The sequence below is a fragment of the Duganella lactea genome, from assembly GCF_009857505.1.
GTDB classification, from domain to species: Bacteria; Pseudomonadota; Gammaproteobacteria; order Burkholderiales; family Burkholderiaceae_D; genus Rugamonas; species Rugamonas lactea.
This window is the reverse complement of the sequence record NZ_WWCP01000014.1, coordinates 82,777-98,069: the sequence shown is the minus strand read 5'-3', so window position 1 is coordinate 98,069 and position 15,293 is coordinate 82,777. Positions and strand designations below refer to the sequence as shown.

At 63.2% G+C, this 15,293-nt stretch carries 13 protein-coding genes; 4 read left to right on the top strand and 9 right to left on the bottom strand.

Annotated elements, in window-relative coordinates:
• Window positions 1-18: 18 nt before the first annotated feature.
• From GTP44_RS13445 to GTP44_RS13430, 4 genes are read left to right on the top strand one after another with little or no spacing between them, the layout of a single operon-like run.
• The gene (locus tag GTP44_RS13445; RefSeq protein ID WP_161019842.1) at window positions 19-1,200 is read left to right on the top strand and encodes a DegT/DnrJ/EryC1/StrS family aminotransferase; all 1,182 of its coding nucleotides are present in this window, start codon (window positions 19-21) and stop codon (window positions 1,198-1,200) included.
• A complete protein-coding gene (locus GTP44_RS13440) occupies window positions 1,200-2,495 on the top strand; it encodes a protoporphyrinogen/coproporphyrinogen oxidase (RefSeq protein WP_161019841.1) in 1,296 nt (431 codons plus the stop codon). Before GTP44_RS13445 ends, GTP44_RS13440 begins: the two co-directional genes overlap by 1 nt.
• A complete protein-coding gene (locus GTP44_RS13435; protein ID WP_161019840.1) occupies window positions 2,488-3,411 on the top strand; it encodes an NAD-dependent epimerase/dehydratase family protein in 924 nt (307 codons plus the stop codon). The genes GTP44_RS13440 and GTP44_RS13435 overlap by 8 nt, the downstream gene beginning before the upstream one ends.
• The gene (locus GTP44_RS13430; RefSeq protein ID WP_161019839.1) at window positions 3,408-4,313 is read left to right on the top strand and encodes a glycosyltransferase family 4 protein; all 906 of its coding nucleotides are present in this window, start codon (window positions 3,408-3,410) and stop codon (window positions 4,311-4,313) included. Before GTP44_RS13435 ends, GTP44_RS13430 begins: the two co-directional genes overlap by 4 nt.
• A 29-nt stretch (window positions 4,314-4,342) precedes the next feature.
• Here the strand turns inward: GTP44_RS13430 and GTP44_RS13425 are convergent, their stop codons facing one another.
• The 9 genes from GTP44_RS13425 to GTP44_RS13385 all read right to left on the bottom strand — a co-directional run bounded on the left by GTP44_RS13425 (window position 4,343) and on the right by GTP44_RS13385 (window position 15,270).
• Window positions 4,343-5,767, bottom strand: a complete 1,425-nt coding sequence (locus GTP44_RS13425; protein WP_161019838.1) for a hypothetical protein — start codon at window positions 5,765-5,767, stop codon at window positions 4,343-4,345.
• A 12-nt stretch (window positions 5,768-5,779) separates the two neighbouring features.
• On the bottom strand, window positions 5,780-6,385 hold the full coding sequence (locus GTP44_RS13420; protein ID WP_161019837.1) for a phosphatase PAP2 family protein: 606 nt from the start codon (window positions 6,383-6,385) through the stop codon (window positions 5,780-5,782).
• A gap of 16 nt (window positions 6,386-6,401) precedes the next feature.
• On the bottom strand, window positions 6,402-7,580 hold the full coding sequence (locus tag GTP44_RS13415; protein WP_161019836.1) for a DegT/DnrJ/EryC1/StrS family aminotransferase: 1,179 nt from the start codon (window positions 7,578-7,580) through the stop codon (window positions 6,402-6,404).
• 13 nt (window positions 7,581-7,593) lie between these two features.
• Complete coding sequence (locus GTP44_RS13410) at window positions 7,594-8,247, bottom strand: acetyltransferase (RefSeq protein WP_202424071.1); 654 nt, start codon at window positions 8,245-8,247, stop codon at window positions 7,594-7,596.
• Window positions 8,244-8,834 (bottom strand): sugar transferase, encoded by a 591-nt coding sequence (locus GTP44_RS13405; protein ID WP_161019835.1) that lies wholly within the window; start codon window positions 8,832-8,834, stop codon window positions 8,244-8,246. Before GTP44_RS13405 ends, GTP44_RS13410 begins: the two co-directional genes overlap by 4 nt.
• Complete coding sequence (locus GTP44_RS13400) at window positions 8,831-9,961, bottom strand: glycosyltransferase family 4 protein (RefSeq protein ID WP_161019834.1); 1,131 nt, start codon at window positions 9,959-9,961, stop codon at window positions 8,831-8,833. Before GTP44_RS13400 ends, GTP44_RS13405 begins: the two co-directional genes overlap by 4 nt.
• A 25-nt stretch (window positions 9,962-9,986) precedes the next feature.
• Window positions 9,987-11,960, bottom strand: a complete 1,974-nt coding sequence (gene asnB / locus GTP44_RS13395; protein WP_161019833.1) for an asparagine synthase (glutamine-hydrolyzing) — start codon at window positions 11,958-11,960, stop codon at window positions 9,987-9,989.
• A gap of 101 nt (window positions 11,961-12,061) precedes the next feature.
• Window positions 12,062-14,029 (bottom strand): asparagine synthase (glutamine-hydrolyzing), encoded by a 1,968-nt coding sequence (gene asnB, locus GTP44_RS13390; protein ID WP_161019832.1) that lies wholly within the window; start codon window positions 14,027-14,029, stop codon window positions 12,062-12,064.
• Between the two features lie 71 nt (window positions 14,030-14,100).
• Entirely contained in the window at window positions 14,101-15,270 is a 1,170-nt protein-coding gene (locus GTP44_RS13385) for a glycosyltransferase family 4 protein (RefSeq protein WP_229256908.1), read from the bottom strand.
• Window positions 15,271-15,293 lie beyond the last annotated feature (23 nt).

Genomic DNA, 15,293 nt, shown 5'->3' with positions numbered 1-15,293 from the left:
AAATAGGGTATTCCATCCATGTCAACCGCAACGGATTGTCCTCTGCCGCCCAAGTTGCCCAGCGATTCTTCACCTGCGGCGATTCAAGTACCATTCAGTCGGCCCTCCATCGAAGATGACGACATTCGTGCCGTTGAAGAGGTGCTACGCAGTGGCTGGATCGCTTACGGGCCTCATGTCGAGCGCCTGGAGCAGGCGCTAGCATCCTATGTGGGGGTACCGTATGGCGTAACCCTTAATTCCTGTACCAGTGCGCTCGAAGCGGTGCTTCAAGTGTCCGGTATACGCGGTGAGGTAGTGGTTCCAAGTTTTACTTGGGTGGCCGTGGCCAATGCGGTCGTCAATGCCGGTGCCGTTCCGGTATTCGCCGACATTGATGAAGCTACGTTCAACCTTACTGCGGACAGCCTCCGGACGCTTATCGGACCGGGCACGGAGGCGGTGATTGTTCCACATTATGGCGGACAGCCTGCGGATATCGCTGGCATCAAACAGCTGTGTGACCAGCACGGACTGCTCCTGATCGAGGATTGCGCGGAAACCCTCGGCGGTACGCGCGACGGCATCGTCGCTGGATCGAGCGGCATTGGGTGCTTCTCTTTCTACCCCACCAAGGCCATTACTACCGCCATGGGGGGCGCTGTGCTGAGCCGAGACGCCGCGCTCGTGGCAAAAATACGCAGCTACGCAACGCATGGGTTGCGCACGTCCACGCCGGTGAATGGTAGTGTGCATCGGCCATGGGAGCGGGCGGCGGAGATGCCTGGACGCAACTTGCGCATGCCAAATCTGCTTGCCGCACTTGGGCTAACGCAACTAGCCCGATTGGATACCCTTAACGAGCTGCGCCGGAGCGCTGCGCGCCTTTATGACGAGCTGCTTGCTGATGTGCCTGGCATCGTGGTGCCCTCGGTCGCGCCGGGAGTGCGGCATGTCTACCAAATGTACTCTCTGCGCGTCCTTGATGGCCAGCGCGAGCGCATGCTGCGGTGTCTGTGGGCAAGCGGCATCAACGCCAACATCCATTTCGATCCCCCGATCCATCGGCAACCGTGGTACGCCGAACGCGATTTTCGTTCGATAGAGTTGCCCGTGACAGAGCGTTTGTCTGGTGAAATATTAACGCTGCCTATCTTCCCGTCGATGACAAGGGATGATATCCACACGGTGGCGGCCGTAGTCCGCAAGGTCTTGATCTGATGACGCGCACGTTGATTATTGGCGCTGGCCCCGCCGGGTTGGGTGCTGCGCGCACGCTTGCCGCTGCGGGCGCGGATTTCGAGATCATCGAGTGCGAAGCCGTCGCCGGTGGACTGGCATGCACCGACGAAAAGGCAGGGTTTGCGTTTGACCGCACCGGCCATTTCTTGCATATGCGCACCGCGCAGTTTCAGGCGGCCGTGCACGCCAGCGGCATCCGTCTTGATCTGATTGAGCGCAAGAGCGCGGTGGCGATGAATGGTCGTCTGGTGCCGTATCCGTTGCAGTACAACTTATGGGCGCTCCCCGAGGCCGACCGTGCCGCAATTTTGCGCGAGATCTCCATGGAGATGCCTGCTGCCGCTGAAGATGCGTCGTTGATGGACGCGCTCTTGTCGGCTTGGGGGCCCACTCTGGTCGAGCGGTTTTTTCGTCCGTACAACGAAAAACTGTTGACCGTCCCGCTGGCGGATGTGCCTGCGGACTGTCTTGGCCGTTTCGTCCCCAGCATAGACCGGGATTTGTTGCTGCGCGGTTGTGCCGGCCCTGTCGATGGCATCGGCTACAACGCGACATTTTCCTATCCCGCCTCGGGCAAGATAGGCGAGCTCTTTGCTGCGATCGCCCAGCCATTTGATGACCGTATCAACTTTGGCGAGACTGTTCGGAGCATCGATCCACACCATGGCGTGCTGCTCACCGACCGTCGTCAGGTGCGTTTCGACAAGGTAATTTCGTCGCAGGCTTTGCCCGTTTTGTTGGACTGTTGCGGCTTGGCCGCCCCGCAGGCGGTGCCGCTGCGCGGCGCCGCGGTCTGGAATATCCGGGTGGCGTTCCGTGGACGCATGCTGCGCGATGAACATTGGCTCTACATTCCCGACCCGGCGCTCGTCTGCTACCGGATAGGATTTCCGGCGAACGTTAATCCCCTGACTTGTCCACCCGGCACGGCCAGCCTGTCAGTCGAATGCGCGTTGCCAGTCGGCACAGCGCCACGCCGCACCGCCGCCGACATCGCCGCCGAGGCCGTGTGCTACGCCGAGTCGTTGGGAATGATCGCTTGTGAGAAGGTTCTTTTTGAGGATGAGCTGATGATTTCACCAGCCTACGTTCTCGACCGTAGTCCGGGACGGCCGGCATTCGCTGCGCTGTTCACCCAGCTTGAGGCGCTCGGCGTCTATAGCACCGGGCGTTATGGCCGCTGGGATTATCTGTCGATGGAGGATGCTTTTATCGACGGCATCCGCGCGGCGCAGCGCATATTAGAGACGCAAGAAAGGGGCCAACGTGGCTGACATCACTTTGATAGGGGGCAGTGGGCTGATTGGTACTGCACTCAGCGAATCGCTGTTGGCGGAGGGGCATCGGGTCCGCGTTCTGGACCTGGTGGCGCCGCAGCAGCATCTGGCCGCCGCAGTAGAGTGGATATACTGCGACGTGCGTGATCGCGCGCAACTAGAGGCGCTTGCGCCTTGCGATACCGTCTACCTACTGGCCGCGCTACTTGGAAAGGGTTGCGCGGAAAACCCTGAAAACGGCTGGAAGACCAATGTGCTCGGCCAGGTCAACGCGATTGACGCCATCCGCCAGTTGTCGTCGCCACCGGCGGTCTGCTTCCTCAGCAGCGCCAGCGTCTATCGTGCCGCCGATAAAAGCGGCCCGATCTCCGAATCGGCTCCTTTGCAGCCGCGCAGCCTGTATGCGGCCAGCAAAATGATGGGGGAAGACCTGCTGCGCGCGGCCGGCAGCGCCTTTGGCTTGCGCTCTTATGTGCTGCGGCCGTTCACCGTGTATGGTCCTGGACCGGGGAGCGCCCGCAAAGGGCATTTTGTTTCGACGTGGATGGAACGTGCGTTAGCGGGAGAGCCGTTGGTGGTGCATGGTGAAGGCCGGCAGACAGTCGACCTCGCCCATGTGTCGGATCTGGCCGTGCTCTGCCGACTGGCCGCGCAGGCGGCGATCGCTTCGACGGATGTGCCGGTATTGAATGTCGGCGGCGGTATGGCGACATCGTTGTTGGACGTGCTCGCGTGGATACGGGAATACGTCCCCGAGGTGCGCTGCCGGTTTGACGCGTCGGTGAAGCCGGTCGAGCATCGCCACTGGGCTGACATCGGCGCCGCGCAACGCATGATCGGTTATGTGCCTAAAGTCCATCCAAGGGATGGCGTCGCCGCACTGATCAAGAATCAATTGGCGCGCCGGTCATGAATCTGGTAGCGTTAACGCTGCTGTTCTTGACCGCAGCGGCGGTGGCGGCGGCCGTCAGCAACCTGGCCATTTACGCGGCGCCCAAGCTGGGGTTCACCGCAAAACCGGACCCGACCGTGCCGAACCATGTGACGAGTATTCCGCTGCTCGGCGGCGTGGCGATTATGCTTGGCACGATGGTCGGCGCCCCCATGTTGCCGGTCGACCTGTTCAACGGATGCCTGCTGGCCGGTGGGGCACTCGCGGTCTGCGCCCTGGGTGCCTACAAGGACCGTATAGGAACCCCTGTTTCCTCGCTATCCCAAATGGTGGTTCAGGCGGTGGCCGTGACCGCCGCCGTGGCGGCCGTGGGTGCGCCGCCGATCACAGGCGTGGCTTGGCTGGACACGTTGCTGGCGATCGTTACGTCCGTGTGGTTGGTCAACAGCATTAATTTTCTGGATGTGATGGATGGTTTGGCTGGCGGCATCTGTCTTATCGCCTGCGCGGGTGCCGTGACCGTCCTAGCTGTCAACGGGGCAATGGCATGGATACCGCTGCCACTGGCCTTGGCGGGGGGCTTGTTTGGCTTTCTTATTTTCAATCTGCATCCGGCGCGGATCTTCATGGGCGACATCGGCTCATTCGGTACCGGCTTCGTGCTCGTCATCATCTGGCTGCAGGTCGAGCACTATTGCGGTTCGGTTGTGGCGGCCTTACTTGTGGCGGTGCCGCTACTGGAGGTGCCGACATCCGCGCTCCTGCGCTTGCGCAACGGTACCTCGCCACTGAACGGGGATGGTACGCACATCAGTCTGCTCATGTTGCGGCATGGGGGGCGTGTGCGGTTAATTACCGCGTATTTTTGGATCGCTGAAGCGGTCAGCGTAACGGTCGCATGCGGCTTGACGAGTCTGGAGTAAACCACGGTCGTGGTCGCCAGCATGCGCCGTTATCTGCCTTCCGCTTCGCCGTCGCTAGGCGTGCCCGGCAGGCGGATACGCGCATAACGGATTGTTGGCGCATTGCTCGGCTCGGTGCCGATCACATCCAACGTGTCGGACGGGGCCGAGCCAGCCCGCTCCGTCGCCGTCATGTAGTTATTCAGTGGATGTTTCAATGGCACATGGAGCATGGGGCCGGCGGTGCCGTCGGGCAGAATTTCGATCAACCGGTTTTCCCTCAGCCCCTTGCCGGAGGGATCAGTGCCGTTGACGTAAAAGAAGACAAACAGACGGCCCTGCTGCGTGTGCTGAAAACGCGGCAGATGGGGGACCGGTCCTTGTTTTCCCTCGTCGGTGGCAAGCAGGGTGGTCTTCGACACGAGCTTGCCGTCGCGCACGACGGCGTAATTTAACTCGTAGCGCTGTTTTTCATCCGGGAAAAATTTATCCCGCAAACGCATATCGATGGCGGTTTCCTCCCAAGCGATATGCGCGCTGCCGTCAGGCGCCAGCCATAGATCTCCCGGGATTACCCTGCCGGCGGTCCGGTCTCGGTTCGCCAGCTCCAGCCAGGCAGAGAAGGGCTGTTGCGTAATATCGGACGTCCACGCGTAGTATAGCCGGCGCGTCACGTAATCCCATGTGTTGCCGGTCAGATCACGCTTGGCCAAGCGCCAACCGGGATTGGGCTCGACCACGTCATCGGTGCCCACGAAATGCACACTACGCTTGTCGAGCGCGACATTGGGGTAGCACAGCCGGATCGGCGGGTTGCCGCTCCGTTCCGCATCCAGTGGCCAGGACAGGCGTCCTTGCGCGTTCCAATGGCCCTGCTTGTCACGGAAAGCCCACTCCGCGTGGTCGTACTCAATGTTCTGAAACAGAATCATCTCGTTGTTCATGCCATCGCCTGCGAAACTGCGATACGAGATTGCGCTGAAGACCGGCGCGGGATCGCGCGCCTGCCACCTCGGCTGAATGGCGGTCGGGTTACGCATCTTGCCTCGCGCCGTGTATTGCCGAATCACCGGATTGGTTGCTCCGGCGGGCGCGCCGGGGGTATCGTCACGCACAGGGTTGGCTGAAAGCATGATTTGCCGGCGATCGGGGAAAGCGACTAAAGGACAGGGCTCGCGCGTGCGGCCGGAGGGGTCCGGTGGGTCGGCACGCCAGCCGAGGGAGCTGCGTCGCCACAACCGGCATTGGGTGTTGTTCGGTGGCGCCATGCCGGGAAGCGTGTCGAGGCCACTGGCAAAGACCTGCTCGCCGATCCGTACCAGATTGCTTGAGCCGGAATCCCACATCGGTGTTGCGCCGTTGTTGGCTGGCACGTAGGCATAAATCTCTTCCTCCACTTCGACCACCGGCTCCTGTGCCGTCGCGGCGGTGGGTAGCTGCAGCAGTGTCAATAGCAGTAACGATGTGGACTTCATGAAAAATTCGTCTCAGTATAAGGTGGCGGGGGGGAGCAGTCTCGTGTAACGAAACATGTGCGGCGCGAAATCGTTCATGAGCCGCTCAAGTTGGGCTGGTTTGGCGTAGCCTACCATGACCACGACCAGAAATACCGCTGATATTTGCCAAGTATGGATGGCCGGCATGGTATGGCGCCGCATCCGCCACAGGAATCCTATGCTGACCGTTGCGCCCAGCGCCAGTCCGTGCAGCGCTTCTTGTAGTGTGTGAAATTTCAACGCGACCAGGCAGGCTGTCATGCAGCAGCATAACAAGGCGCTGACGGCCAGTCCCGCTTGCCGTACACGGCTGCGACATGAATGTAGCAGCAGCGCGATGGCGACCGGGGTAACAGCGCTGGTCAACATGGCATGGCCACTGGCGCCCTTGTAGTCGGATGCCTGGCCAACGGCCATCGCGCCGATATATAGCATCTTGGTGGCGATGACGATGCCCAGTCCGGTGCCGAACAGCACGCACCACCAGAGCGCTAAACGCCATTGCCTCGCCAGCAGCAACCACGCGGTGATCGATGCCGTGACGGGCAGCATGATAGACGTGTTGCCGAGTTGGACGGCGGCGTTCCAGGACATCATCCGCGTCTGCCGGCACTCAAGGCTTGCTTGCCATCGTAAGTACCTTGTCGATCGCCGTCTGGGTTTGCTCTATGTCGGCTGCGCCGAGGGTCGGATGCACCAGGAACATCAGGCTGGTCTCGCCCAACTCCCGCGCCACGGGTAGCCGCTCGGTAGGACGATAGCCGGTGTGGTCGAACGCCTTTTCCAGATAGACCTCGGAGCAGCTGCCCTGGAAGCAGGGCACGCTCAGCGCGGTAATCTCGTGCACGATACGGTCGCGGCTCCAGCCGTCGGCCAGATGTTGCGGCTCGACAAAGGCATAGAAGCGGTAATAGGCGTGCACGGTGTCGGCCGGCACCGCCGGTACGCGCAGTGCCGCATGGCGACGGCATGTCGCCGCGATGGCTTCAGCGTGGGCGGTGCGCTGAGCGGTCCACTCGGTCATCCGGCGCAGCTGGATGCGGCCAATCACAGCCTGCATTTCCAGCATGCGCCAGTTGGTGCCGAAGGATTCGTGCAGCCAGCGGAAACCCGAAGCGTGCTGGCGCTCGTACACCGCTTCCCACGATTTGCCGTGGTCTTTGTACGACCACATGGTCGACCACAGGTCGCGGCGATTGGTGGTGACCATGCCGCCTTCACCACCGGTGGTCATGATCTTGTCTTGGCAAAACGACCAGGCACCGATGTCGCCGATGGTCCCGACCATGCGACCCTTATAGCGGGCGCCGTGCGCCTGGGCGCAGTCTTCGATGACGTAGAGGCCGTGCTGCTTGGCCAGCGCCATGATCGGGTCCATATCGCACGGCAGGCCAGCCAAGTGCACGCAGATGATGGCTTTGGTGTTGGGCGTCAGCGCCTTGGCGATGGTGGCGGCGCTGAGGTTCTGGCTGTCACGGTCGATGTCGGCGAATACCGGCGTCGCGCCGCAGGTTACCACACAGCTGATCGAGGCGATGAAAGTGCGCGGCGTGACGATTACGTCGTCGCCGGGGCCGATGCCCAGCGCCTTCAGTGCCACGTCCAGCGCCAGCGTGCCGTTGGACAGCGCGATGGCATGTTCCGCACCGGTCCAGGCGGCGAATTCCTTCTCGAATTCGCGGCATTCGGTGCCGGTCCAATAGTTGACCTTGTTGGACAGGATGACGTTTTTGACGGCGTCGGCTTCTTCTTCGGTGAAGCTGGGCCAGGGGGCGAATTTGGTGTTGAGCATGGTGATATTCAGTTCAAAGAGGAGGCAACTGGCGCAGCATGCGCGCCGGGTTTCCGATCAGTAAGGTGTTTGCTTCGGCGTCCTTGGTCAACACGCCACCCATGCCGAGCATGGAGCCCGGTCCCATCGTGACGCCCTGGCGGACGCAGGCGCTGGTGCCGACTTCGACCAGGTCGGCTAGCCGCACACAGCCTGAAATTGCCGCCAGTGGCGCGATCGTGACAAAGTCGCCCAACGTCGCCTCGTGGCCGATGGTTGCATTGAGATTGACGATGCAGTGTTGCCCCAGGGTGATCTGGGTGGTGAACATCGCGCCGGCGCAAATGATCGAGCCTTGACCTAACGCCACCAGGCGCTGATCGAGCAGCGCCGCCGGATCGATCAAGGTTGCGAACGCCGGTGTCCCCAGCGCGCCCATTTGCGCGACCACTTTGCGGCGGATGCGGGGATTGCCGATGGCGACCACGAATTCGCACTCGGGATGAGCGGTCCAAGATTCAATCTTGCCCAGCACCGGCGCCCCCAGTACGGTGGCGCCCGCCAGATTGGCGTTATCATCCAGAAATCCTTTGACGCGCCTGCCGAGGCGTTCGGCGAGGAAGTGCACTTCCAGTCCGAAGCCGCTGGCGCCGATGATGATGAGGGCGGGGGAGGTTGTTGTCATCATTTGCTTCCTTTAAATTTGTGCATCGTGGCCTGTCCGTCGGCGGCGATGCCGTCTCGTATAAGTACTTTTTTCACCGTGCGCAGCAGGATGCGCAGGTCCAACCAGAACGACTGATGATCGACATACCAGACATCGAGGCGGAACTTGTCTTCCCAGGCCAAGGCGTTGCGGCCATTGACCTGGGCCCAGCCGGTGATACCGGGACGGACCTCGTGGCGGCGTTGCTGTTCGGCGTTGTACAGCGGCAGGTATTCCATCAGCAGCGGCCGCGGGCCGACCAGACTCATGTCACCGATGAAGACATTCCACAGGCCGGGCAGCTCGTCCAGGCTGGTCGAGCGTAACAGCTTGCCGAACGGCGGCAGGCGGTCTTCATCCGGCAGCGGCTGGCCGTCGGCGTCGACGGCGTCACGCATGCTGCGGAACTTGACCATCTGGAATGGCCGACCGTGCAGGCCGGGTCGCATCTGGCGGAACAACACCGGACCACCGAGCTTATAACGGATCAGCAGCGCGGTGACTATGATAACGGGCGACAGCAGCAACAGTGCCAGGCCCGAGGCGAGCATATCGAACAGGCGTTTCATCGGGTTACTCCCATGTGGTGCAGCATGTGTGCATTGACTTTGTGCACATCGTATTTGTCGGCGGCGATATCGCGCCCGCGTTGGCCCATGGCCGCAATCAGCGCCGGCTGGTCGAGGAAGCGCAGCATTGCCGCCGCCAGCGCGTCGGCGTCGGCCACCGGCACCAGATAACCGTTGTCGCCGTCGGTGACGGTCTCGCGGCAGCCGGGGGCGTTGGTGGTGATGACGGCGCGGCCGGTGGCCATGGCTTCCAGCACGGTGCGGGGCGTGCCTTCGCGGTAGGACGGCAGCACGTACACGTGGCAGGCGGTCAGCGGCGGTCGCACATTGCTGAGTTTGCCGTGGAACTGGATCAGCCCCTCGGCGATCCAACTATCCAGATCACTTTGCTTGATGGCGGCCGGGTTGGAGTCGATCCAGCCGACCAGGTGAAACACCGCGCGGTCTGGGTGGCGCTGCTTGACCAGGCGCGCGGCGGCGATGTATTCGTGGATGCCCTTGTCGCCGAGCAGTCGGGCGATCAACAGGAAGTGGCACGGGCCCTGCGGCGGCAGCGGCTGCTGCGGGAAGTCTTCCAGCGGAATGCCGGAGCCGTTGACCACCACGGTCTTCTCCGGCGCGACCAGGTCGAGCTGGATGAACAGCGCGCGATCATCGGGATTCTGAAAGATCACCCGTGTGGCGCGCGCCAGCGCGAAACGGTACATCAGCCGCAGCAGTCGTTGGAGCAAACCGCGCAGGCCGCGCGCCTCGGCGTTGAATGCATAGCCGAGGCCCGTGATCAGCGCGGTGCGCTGCGGCACGCCGGCCAGCCACGCCGCGACGATGCCGTAGATCACCGGCTTGATGGTGTAGGCCAGGAAGTGGGTAGGGCGGACCTGGCGCAAACGACGGTACAAGGCCAGCACGGTGGCGCCGTCGCGCCACGGGTTGAGGCCGGTACGCGCCAGTGGTATGTCGTGACAGCGCACACCGATGCGCGCCATGGCCGCGCTGGCGGTGGCGTCGGCCGACAGCGCCGGCGCGGCTGCGTGCACCTCGGCGCCGCTCTGCGTCAGCGCCAGCAACAGCTTGCCGCGAAAATTCGCCAGCGATTCGGCCAGGCTGGCCAAGACCAGCACCTTCATGGTCTCGCCCATGCAGTAGTTAGGGTCATAAAATAATCATCTCTTTAAAGTGTTCAATCCAACTGGTGAGCATCAAGACGTTCCACAGCAAAAAGGCATTATTGGCGTGCCCCCGCATATGCTCCGCCACCAGATCTTGCACGGCGCACGGACGCAACACCCCATGTTTTGTTAGGCGCGCCATCGTCAGCGACTCTTCGACCCAGGAGCGCAAGGGACCGCGCAACAGCTGATCGATTGGGATGCCGAAACCCGCCTTGGGCCGGTCGACGATCTCGCGCGGCACATGCCGGTGCAGGAGCTGCTTCAGTATCCATTTGCCGTCGCCGTTGCGGATCTTGGTCTCCATCGGCAAACGCCAGGCCCATGCGTACAGGTTGGCGTCGAGGAAGGGCACGCGCGCCTCCAGGCTGACCGCCATGCTGGCGCGGTCAACCTTGGCGAGGATGTCGTTCGGCATATAGTTTTGCGTGTCGCACAGCATGATCCATTGTGCCATGGACATCCCTGCCTGCGGCGGGAACAGCGTGCTGTTGGGGGTGCCGGTGGCGCCGCTTTGCAGATAGTGTGCCGGCTGGCGGGTGGCTGAGACCAGATCGGCGTATAGCGTCTGTGGATCGGCCGCGCCCATGATGCCGGCCAGCTTGTGCAGCTTGTCGCCGGGGATGCGGATGTGCCAGCGCTGCGGCAAAAAACGCTGGGCGCCGGCGAAGACGGTGTCGATCTGCGCGCTGGTGCGGCTGCGCAGCAGCTTGGCCACCTTCTCGCGCAGAGCGTGCGGACAACGGTGCGTCATGTCCCACACGCGCGGCGCCCAGGTGTGGCGGTTGTAGCCGCCAAACAGCTCGTCCCCGCCGTCGCCCGACAGCGCCACCGTCACGTGTCGGCGCGCCATCTTCGACACCAGATAGGTCGGGATCTGCGAGGAGTCGGCGAACGGCTCATCGTACATGGCGGGCAGCAAGGGCACCACGTCGAGCGCCTCCCGGTCGTTGACGTACAGTTCGGTGTGCTCGGTGCCGAGGTGGCGCGCGATGGCGGCCGCGCTGGGCGCCTCGTTGTACTGGTGGTCGTAGAAGCCGATCGAGAAGGTTTGAATCGGGCGCGCCGATTGCGAGCGCATCATCGCCACCACCAGCGACGAGTCGATGCCGCCGGAGAGGAAGGCGCCGAGCGGCACGTCGGCCATCATGCGGGCGCCGACGGCGGCCTGTAATTGCCGCTCGGTTTCATTGATCAAGTCGGCCTCGGAGCCCCGGGCCGGGGTGGCCAGCCCGGCTTGCGCTACCGCCGCCGCCGACCAATAGCAGGCGGGCGCTGGCCAGCTGCCGGCCGTCACCTCGGCCCTGCTCAGCCGCAGCAGACTGCCGGGCATGAGCTTGCGGACATTGCGGAAGATGCTGCGTGGCGCGGGGATGTAGCACAAGCGCAGGAAGTCGCTGACGGCATCATCGTCGAGCTCGCCTTGCCAGTCCGGGTGGGCATACAAGGCCTTAAGTTCTGAACCGAACACGAAGGTGTCGCCGGCGTAACCGTAGTACAGCGGCTTTTCACCGAAGCGATCGCGCGCCAGGTACAGCGCCTGTTCGCCGGCGTCCCAAATGGCCAGCGCAAACATGCCGTTCAGCCGCGACAGGGTGGGCACCACCCCCCAGCGCGCGATCGCCTGCAACAAGACTTCGGTGTCCGAATGGCCGCGCCAGTCGATGCGCTGATCGCCCGCCAGTTCATCGCGCAACTGTTGGTAGTTGTAGATCTCGCCATTGTAGACGATGGTGTAACGGCCCTCGTGCGAGCACATGGGCTGGTGGCCTGCGGCGCTCAGGTCCATGATGGCGAGGCGGCGGTGCGCCAGACACAGGCCTGCCGGGCTGATCCAGCTGCCTTGGTCGTCGGGCCCGCGGTGCCGTATCGCATTGGCCATCGCGTCGGCGATGGCCAATGCGGCGTCATCCGGATGCTTCTGTATTGCAGGCCAGTAGCCGGTTAAACCACACATAGTACTCATTCTCTCCAGGATACAGCCAGACCGCGTGGCTGCGTCAATTCAGCCCCGTCCTTCGGGGCCGTTGGTTGTTGCGGCGGCGTCGCGCTTGGCGGTCAGCGCCGGTTTTCCTCAAGCCAGGCCTGGAACATCAGAATGTCCCACAGGTGCCCCTGCCAGTTGCGTCGACCGGACAGGTGCTCAGCCCAGCGCTGCCGAATGGGCGCCACATGGAAATAGCCTTCCCGCCGCAATCGCGACTCGTCCAGCAAGGCTTCGGCCCAGTCCCGCAGCGGCCCGCGCAGCCAAACATCGATCGGGACGCCAAAGCCCATTTTGGGACGTTCGATCAGGCTGCGAGGCACATGGCGGTACAGGACCTGACGCAGCAGCCACTTCGATTGCCCGTCGCGCAGCTTCATCGATTGCGGGATGGTCCAGGCGAACTCCACCACGCGATGGTCGAGGAACGGGACCCGGCTTTCCAGCGAAACGCCCATGCTGGCGCGGTCGACCTTGGTCAGGATATCATCGGGCAGATAGCTCAGGGTATCGAGCGCCATCATCCGTTGTTTGTTGTCCAGTCCGGTGAGCGAGGGCCGCGCGCCAAGCAACACGGAAGGGTGTTCGGCGCCGCCGATCACCACGCTTGCCGGATCGTGCCAATGCGATACCATGTTGCGATACAGATCGTCGGCGCTGCGCGAGGCGAGGATCGCTGCGCCTTTGTGCAGCTTGTCGCCGGCGTTGACGCCGCGCAGGCGTGGCGCCAGGCGCTGCAATGGCGCCAGCACGCGGTTCCAGGCCGGCGCAGGCAAGGCGACAATGCTGCGGGCGGCGGCCTGGCGCAGCGGCAGCGGCAGCGCCGACATCTTTTTCCAGAATTGATCGACCATGGCGTACCGGTGATAGCCACAGAACAGCTCGTCGCCAGCGTCGCCCGACAGGGCCACGGTCACTTGTTGCCGGGCGATCGCCGAGACCAGATAGGTCGGGATCTGCGATGAGTCAGCGAAGGGTTCTGAGTACAGTCGCGGCAGTTTGGGAATCACGTCCAGCGCCTGCTGCGCCGTCACATACAGTTCGGTGTGATCGGTGCCGAGATGCTGCGCCACCGCCTTGGCATGCACCGCCTCATTGTAGCCCTGCTCATTGAAACCGATCGTGAAGGTCTTGACCGGTCGACTGGCCTGCGCCTGCATCAGCGCCACGACGGTGGACGAGTCGATGCCGCCGGACAGGAACGCACCCAGTGGCACGTCGGCCATCATCTGCTGGCCGATCGCGTCCATCAGCAGCGCCTCCAGCGCATCAGTCGCCTGTTCCGCACTGCCGGCGAAGGGCTGGGCGTTGCCAGCGGTCGCGGCCAGCGCCGCCGACCAGTACGATGTCACCTGGGCTTGCCGTTGCTCCAGCGAGATCGACAGCAAGGTGCCCGGCGCCAGCTTGTGAATATTCTGATAGATGGAGTGGGGCGCGCCGATGTAATTGTGGCGCAACAAGCCGCACAGGGCGCCGCGGTCGACTTCCGCGGAAAAATCCGCGTGCGCCCTCAATGCGCTCAGGTCGGAGCCGAATAGAAACACCTCGCCGTCGCCCCGGCCTTGCCAGCCATAGTACAGCGGTTTTTCGCCCAGACGGTCGCGTCCCAGGGTCAGGGCGCGCGACTGGCGGTCCCACAGGGCGAAGGCGAACATGCCGATGCAGCGTTCGACCATGCGCTGCACGCCCCAGGCGTCGAAGCCGGCCAGCAGCGTTTCGGTGTCGGAGTGGCCGCGCCACGTGGGCGCCGCACCGCTGCGTTCGAGCTCGGCGCGCAACGCCAGGTGGTTGTATATTTCGCCGTTGAACGCGAGGCAAAAGCGGCCGTCCGCCGATCGCATCGGCTGGGCGCCGGCGGCCGACAGTTCGACCACCGCCAGGCGCCGATGACCGAGGGCGATGCCCGCTTCGGGATCCACCCAGTAGCCGTCCGAATCCGGACCGCGATGCGCGATCGCGTTGTTCATCCGCAGCAACTGTGCCTTGGCGCCCTCGACGCCCGACGAGAAACGTCCACCCAAATAGCCTGAAAATCCGCACATTAAAAAATTTTCCTCATCGCTGGTTGCTTCATAAAGTTGTTGTCAAACTGGCGCGCTGTCGCCGCGCCGGATCAGGCCATACGCGGCGATAACCTGGCATACAGGCCCGCGAAGCGCTCGCGGGTGCGTTCGATCGTAAAGTGGGCGGCGATCCTTTCATGGGCCCGCTGTCCCAGTTGCGCGCGTTCCGCCGCGCTCAAGCTCAGCAACTGACCCAGGCCGGCGGCCAGCGCCGCCGCATTTTCCTTCGGCACCACCACCCCCTGTCCCCCGACCAAATAGGCGGCGTCACCGACATCGGTGACCACGCACGGGCGGCGCATCGCCATGGCCTCGCCGACCACGTTGGGAAAGCCCTCGCTGCGCGAGCTCAGACAGAATATGTCCATGGCGGCGAGGCAGCGTGGAATATCGTCGCGCTGGCCCAGCAAGACGAAGCGTCCACGCGCGCCGGCTTGCTCCAGCCACGCCATCAACTGGGCGTTGCCGGTGTCGCAGTCGCGTCCAACCAGCAGGAAGCGTGCCGAGGGAAACCGCTGCAGCAACAGGCCTGCCGCGTGGACAAAATTCTCATGGTCTTTGACCGGATGGAAACGGCCGACGCACCCGACCACCGGCTGCTCGGGTGGCAAGCCCAATTCTTGCCGCAGGCTGACGTCGCTCTCCGGGCCTGGCTGTAGTCGTTGCAGGTCGAAACCGTTGGGGATGACCTCCATTCTGGCGGCGCAGTAGCCCAGCGCGACATGCAGTTGCCGTGACGCCTCGGCCGCGCAAACGATCACGCTGGGGACGATACCGGACAGGCGCGCGCACAGCCAGCGCACGGCGACAGTGCGGCGATTGCCCTGGCCGGCGCCGATATCGGTGGTGCGCACGCCCCAGATCACGCGTTTGACGCCCGCCAGCCGCGCCGCCACTCCGCCCAACAGGTCGGCATGGTACATCCAAGTCTGGACGATGGCCGGCCGGTTGCGCCGGATGAGGGCGATCAGCCGCGCGGCGACCAGCGGCACTTGGCGCGCCGACGACAAGCCCAGCGTATGTACCGCGACGCCGCGCTCGCGCAACATGGCGCCTACCACACCCAGCTCGGTCAAGGACACCACCACGGTTTCCGCGATCGTGTTGGGATTGGCGGTCACCAGCCGCAGCAGCATCATTTCTGCGCCGCCGACGTTCAGTCCGACAATGATATGCAGGACCTTGACGCGGGCCTCGCGGTGTACAAATTTAGTCATCATGGTGACTGGTCCTCGATGATATC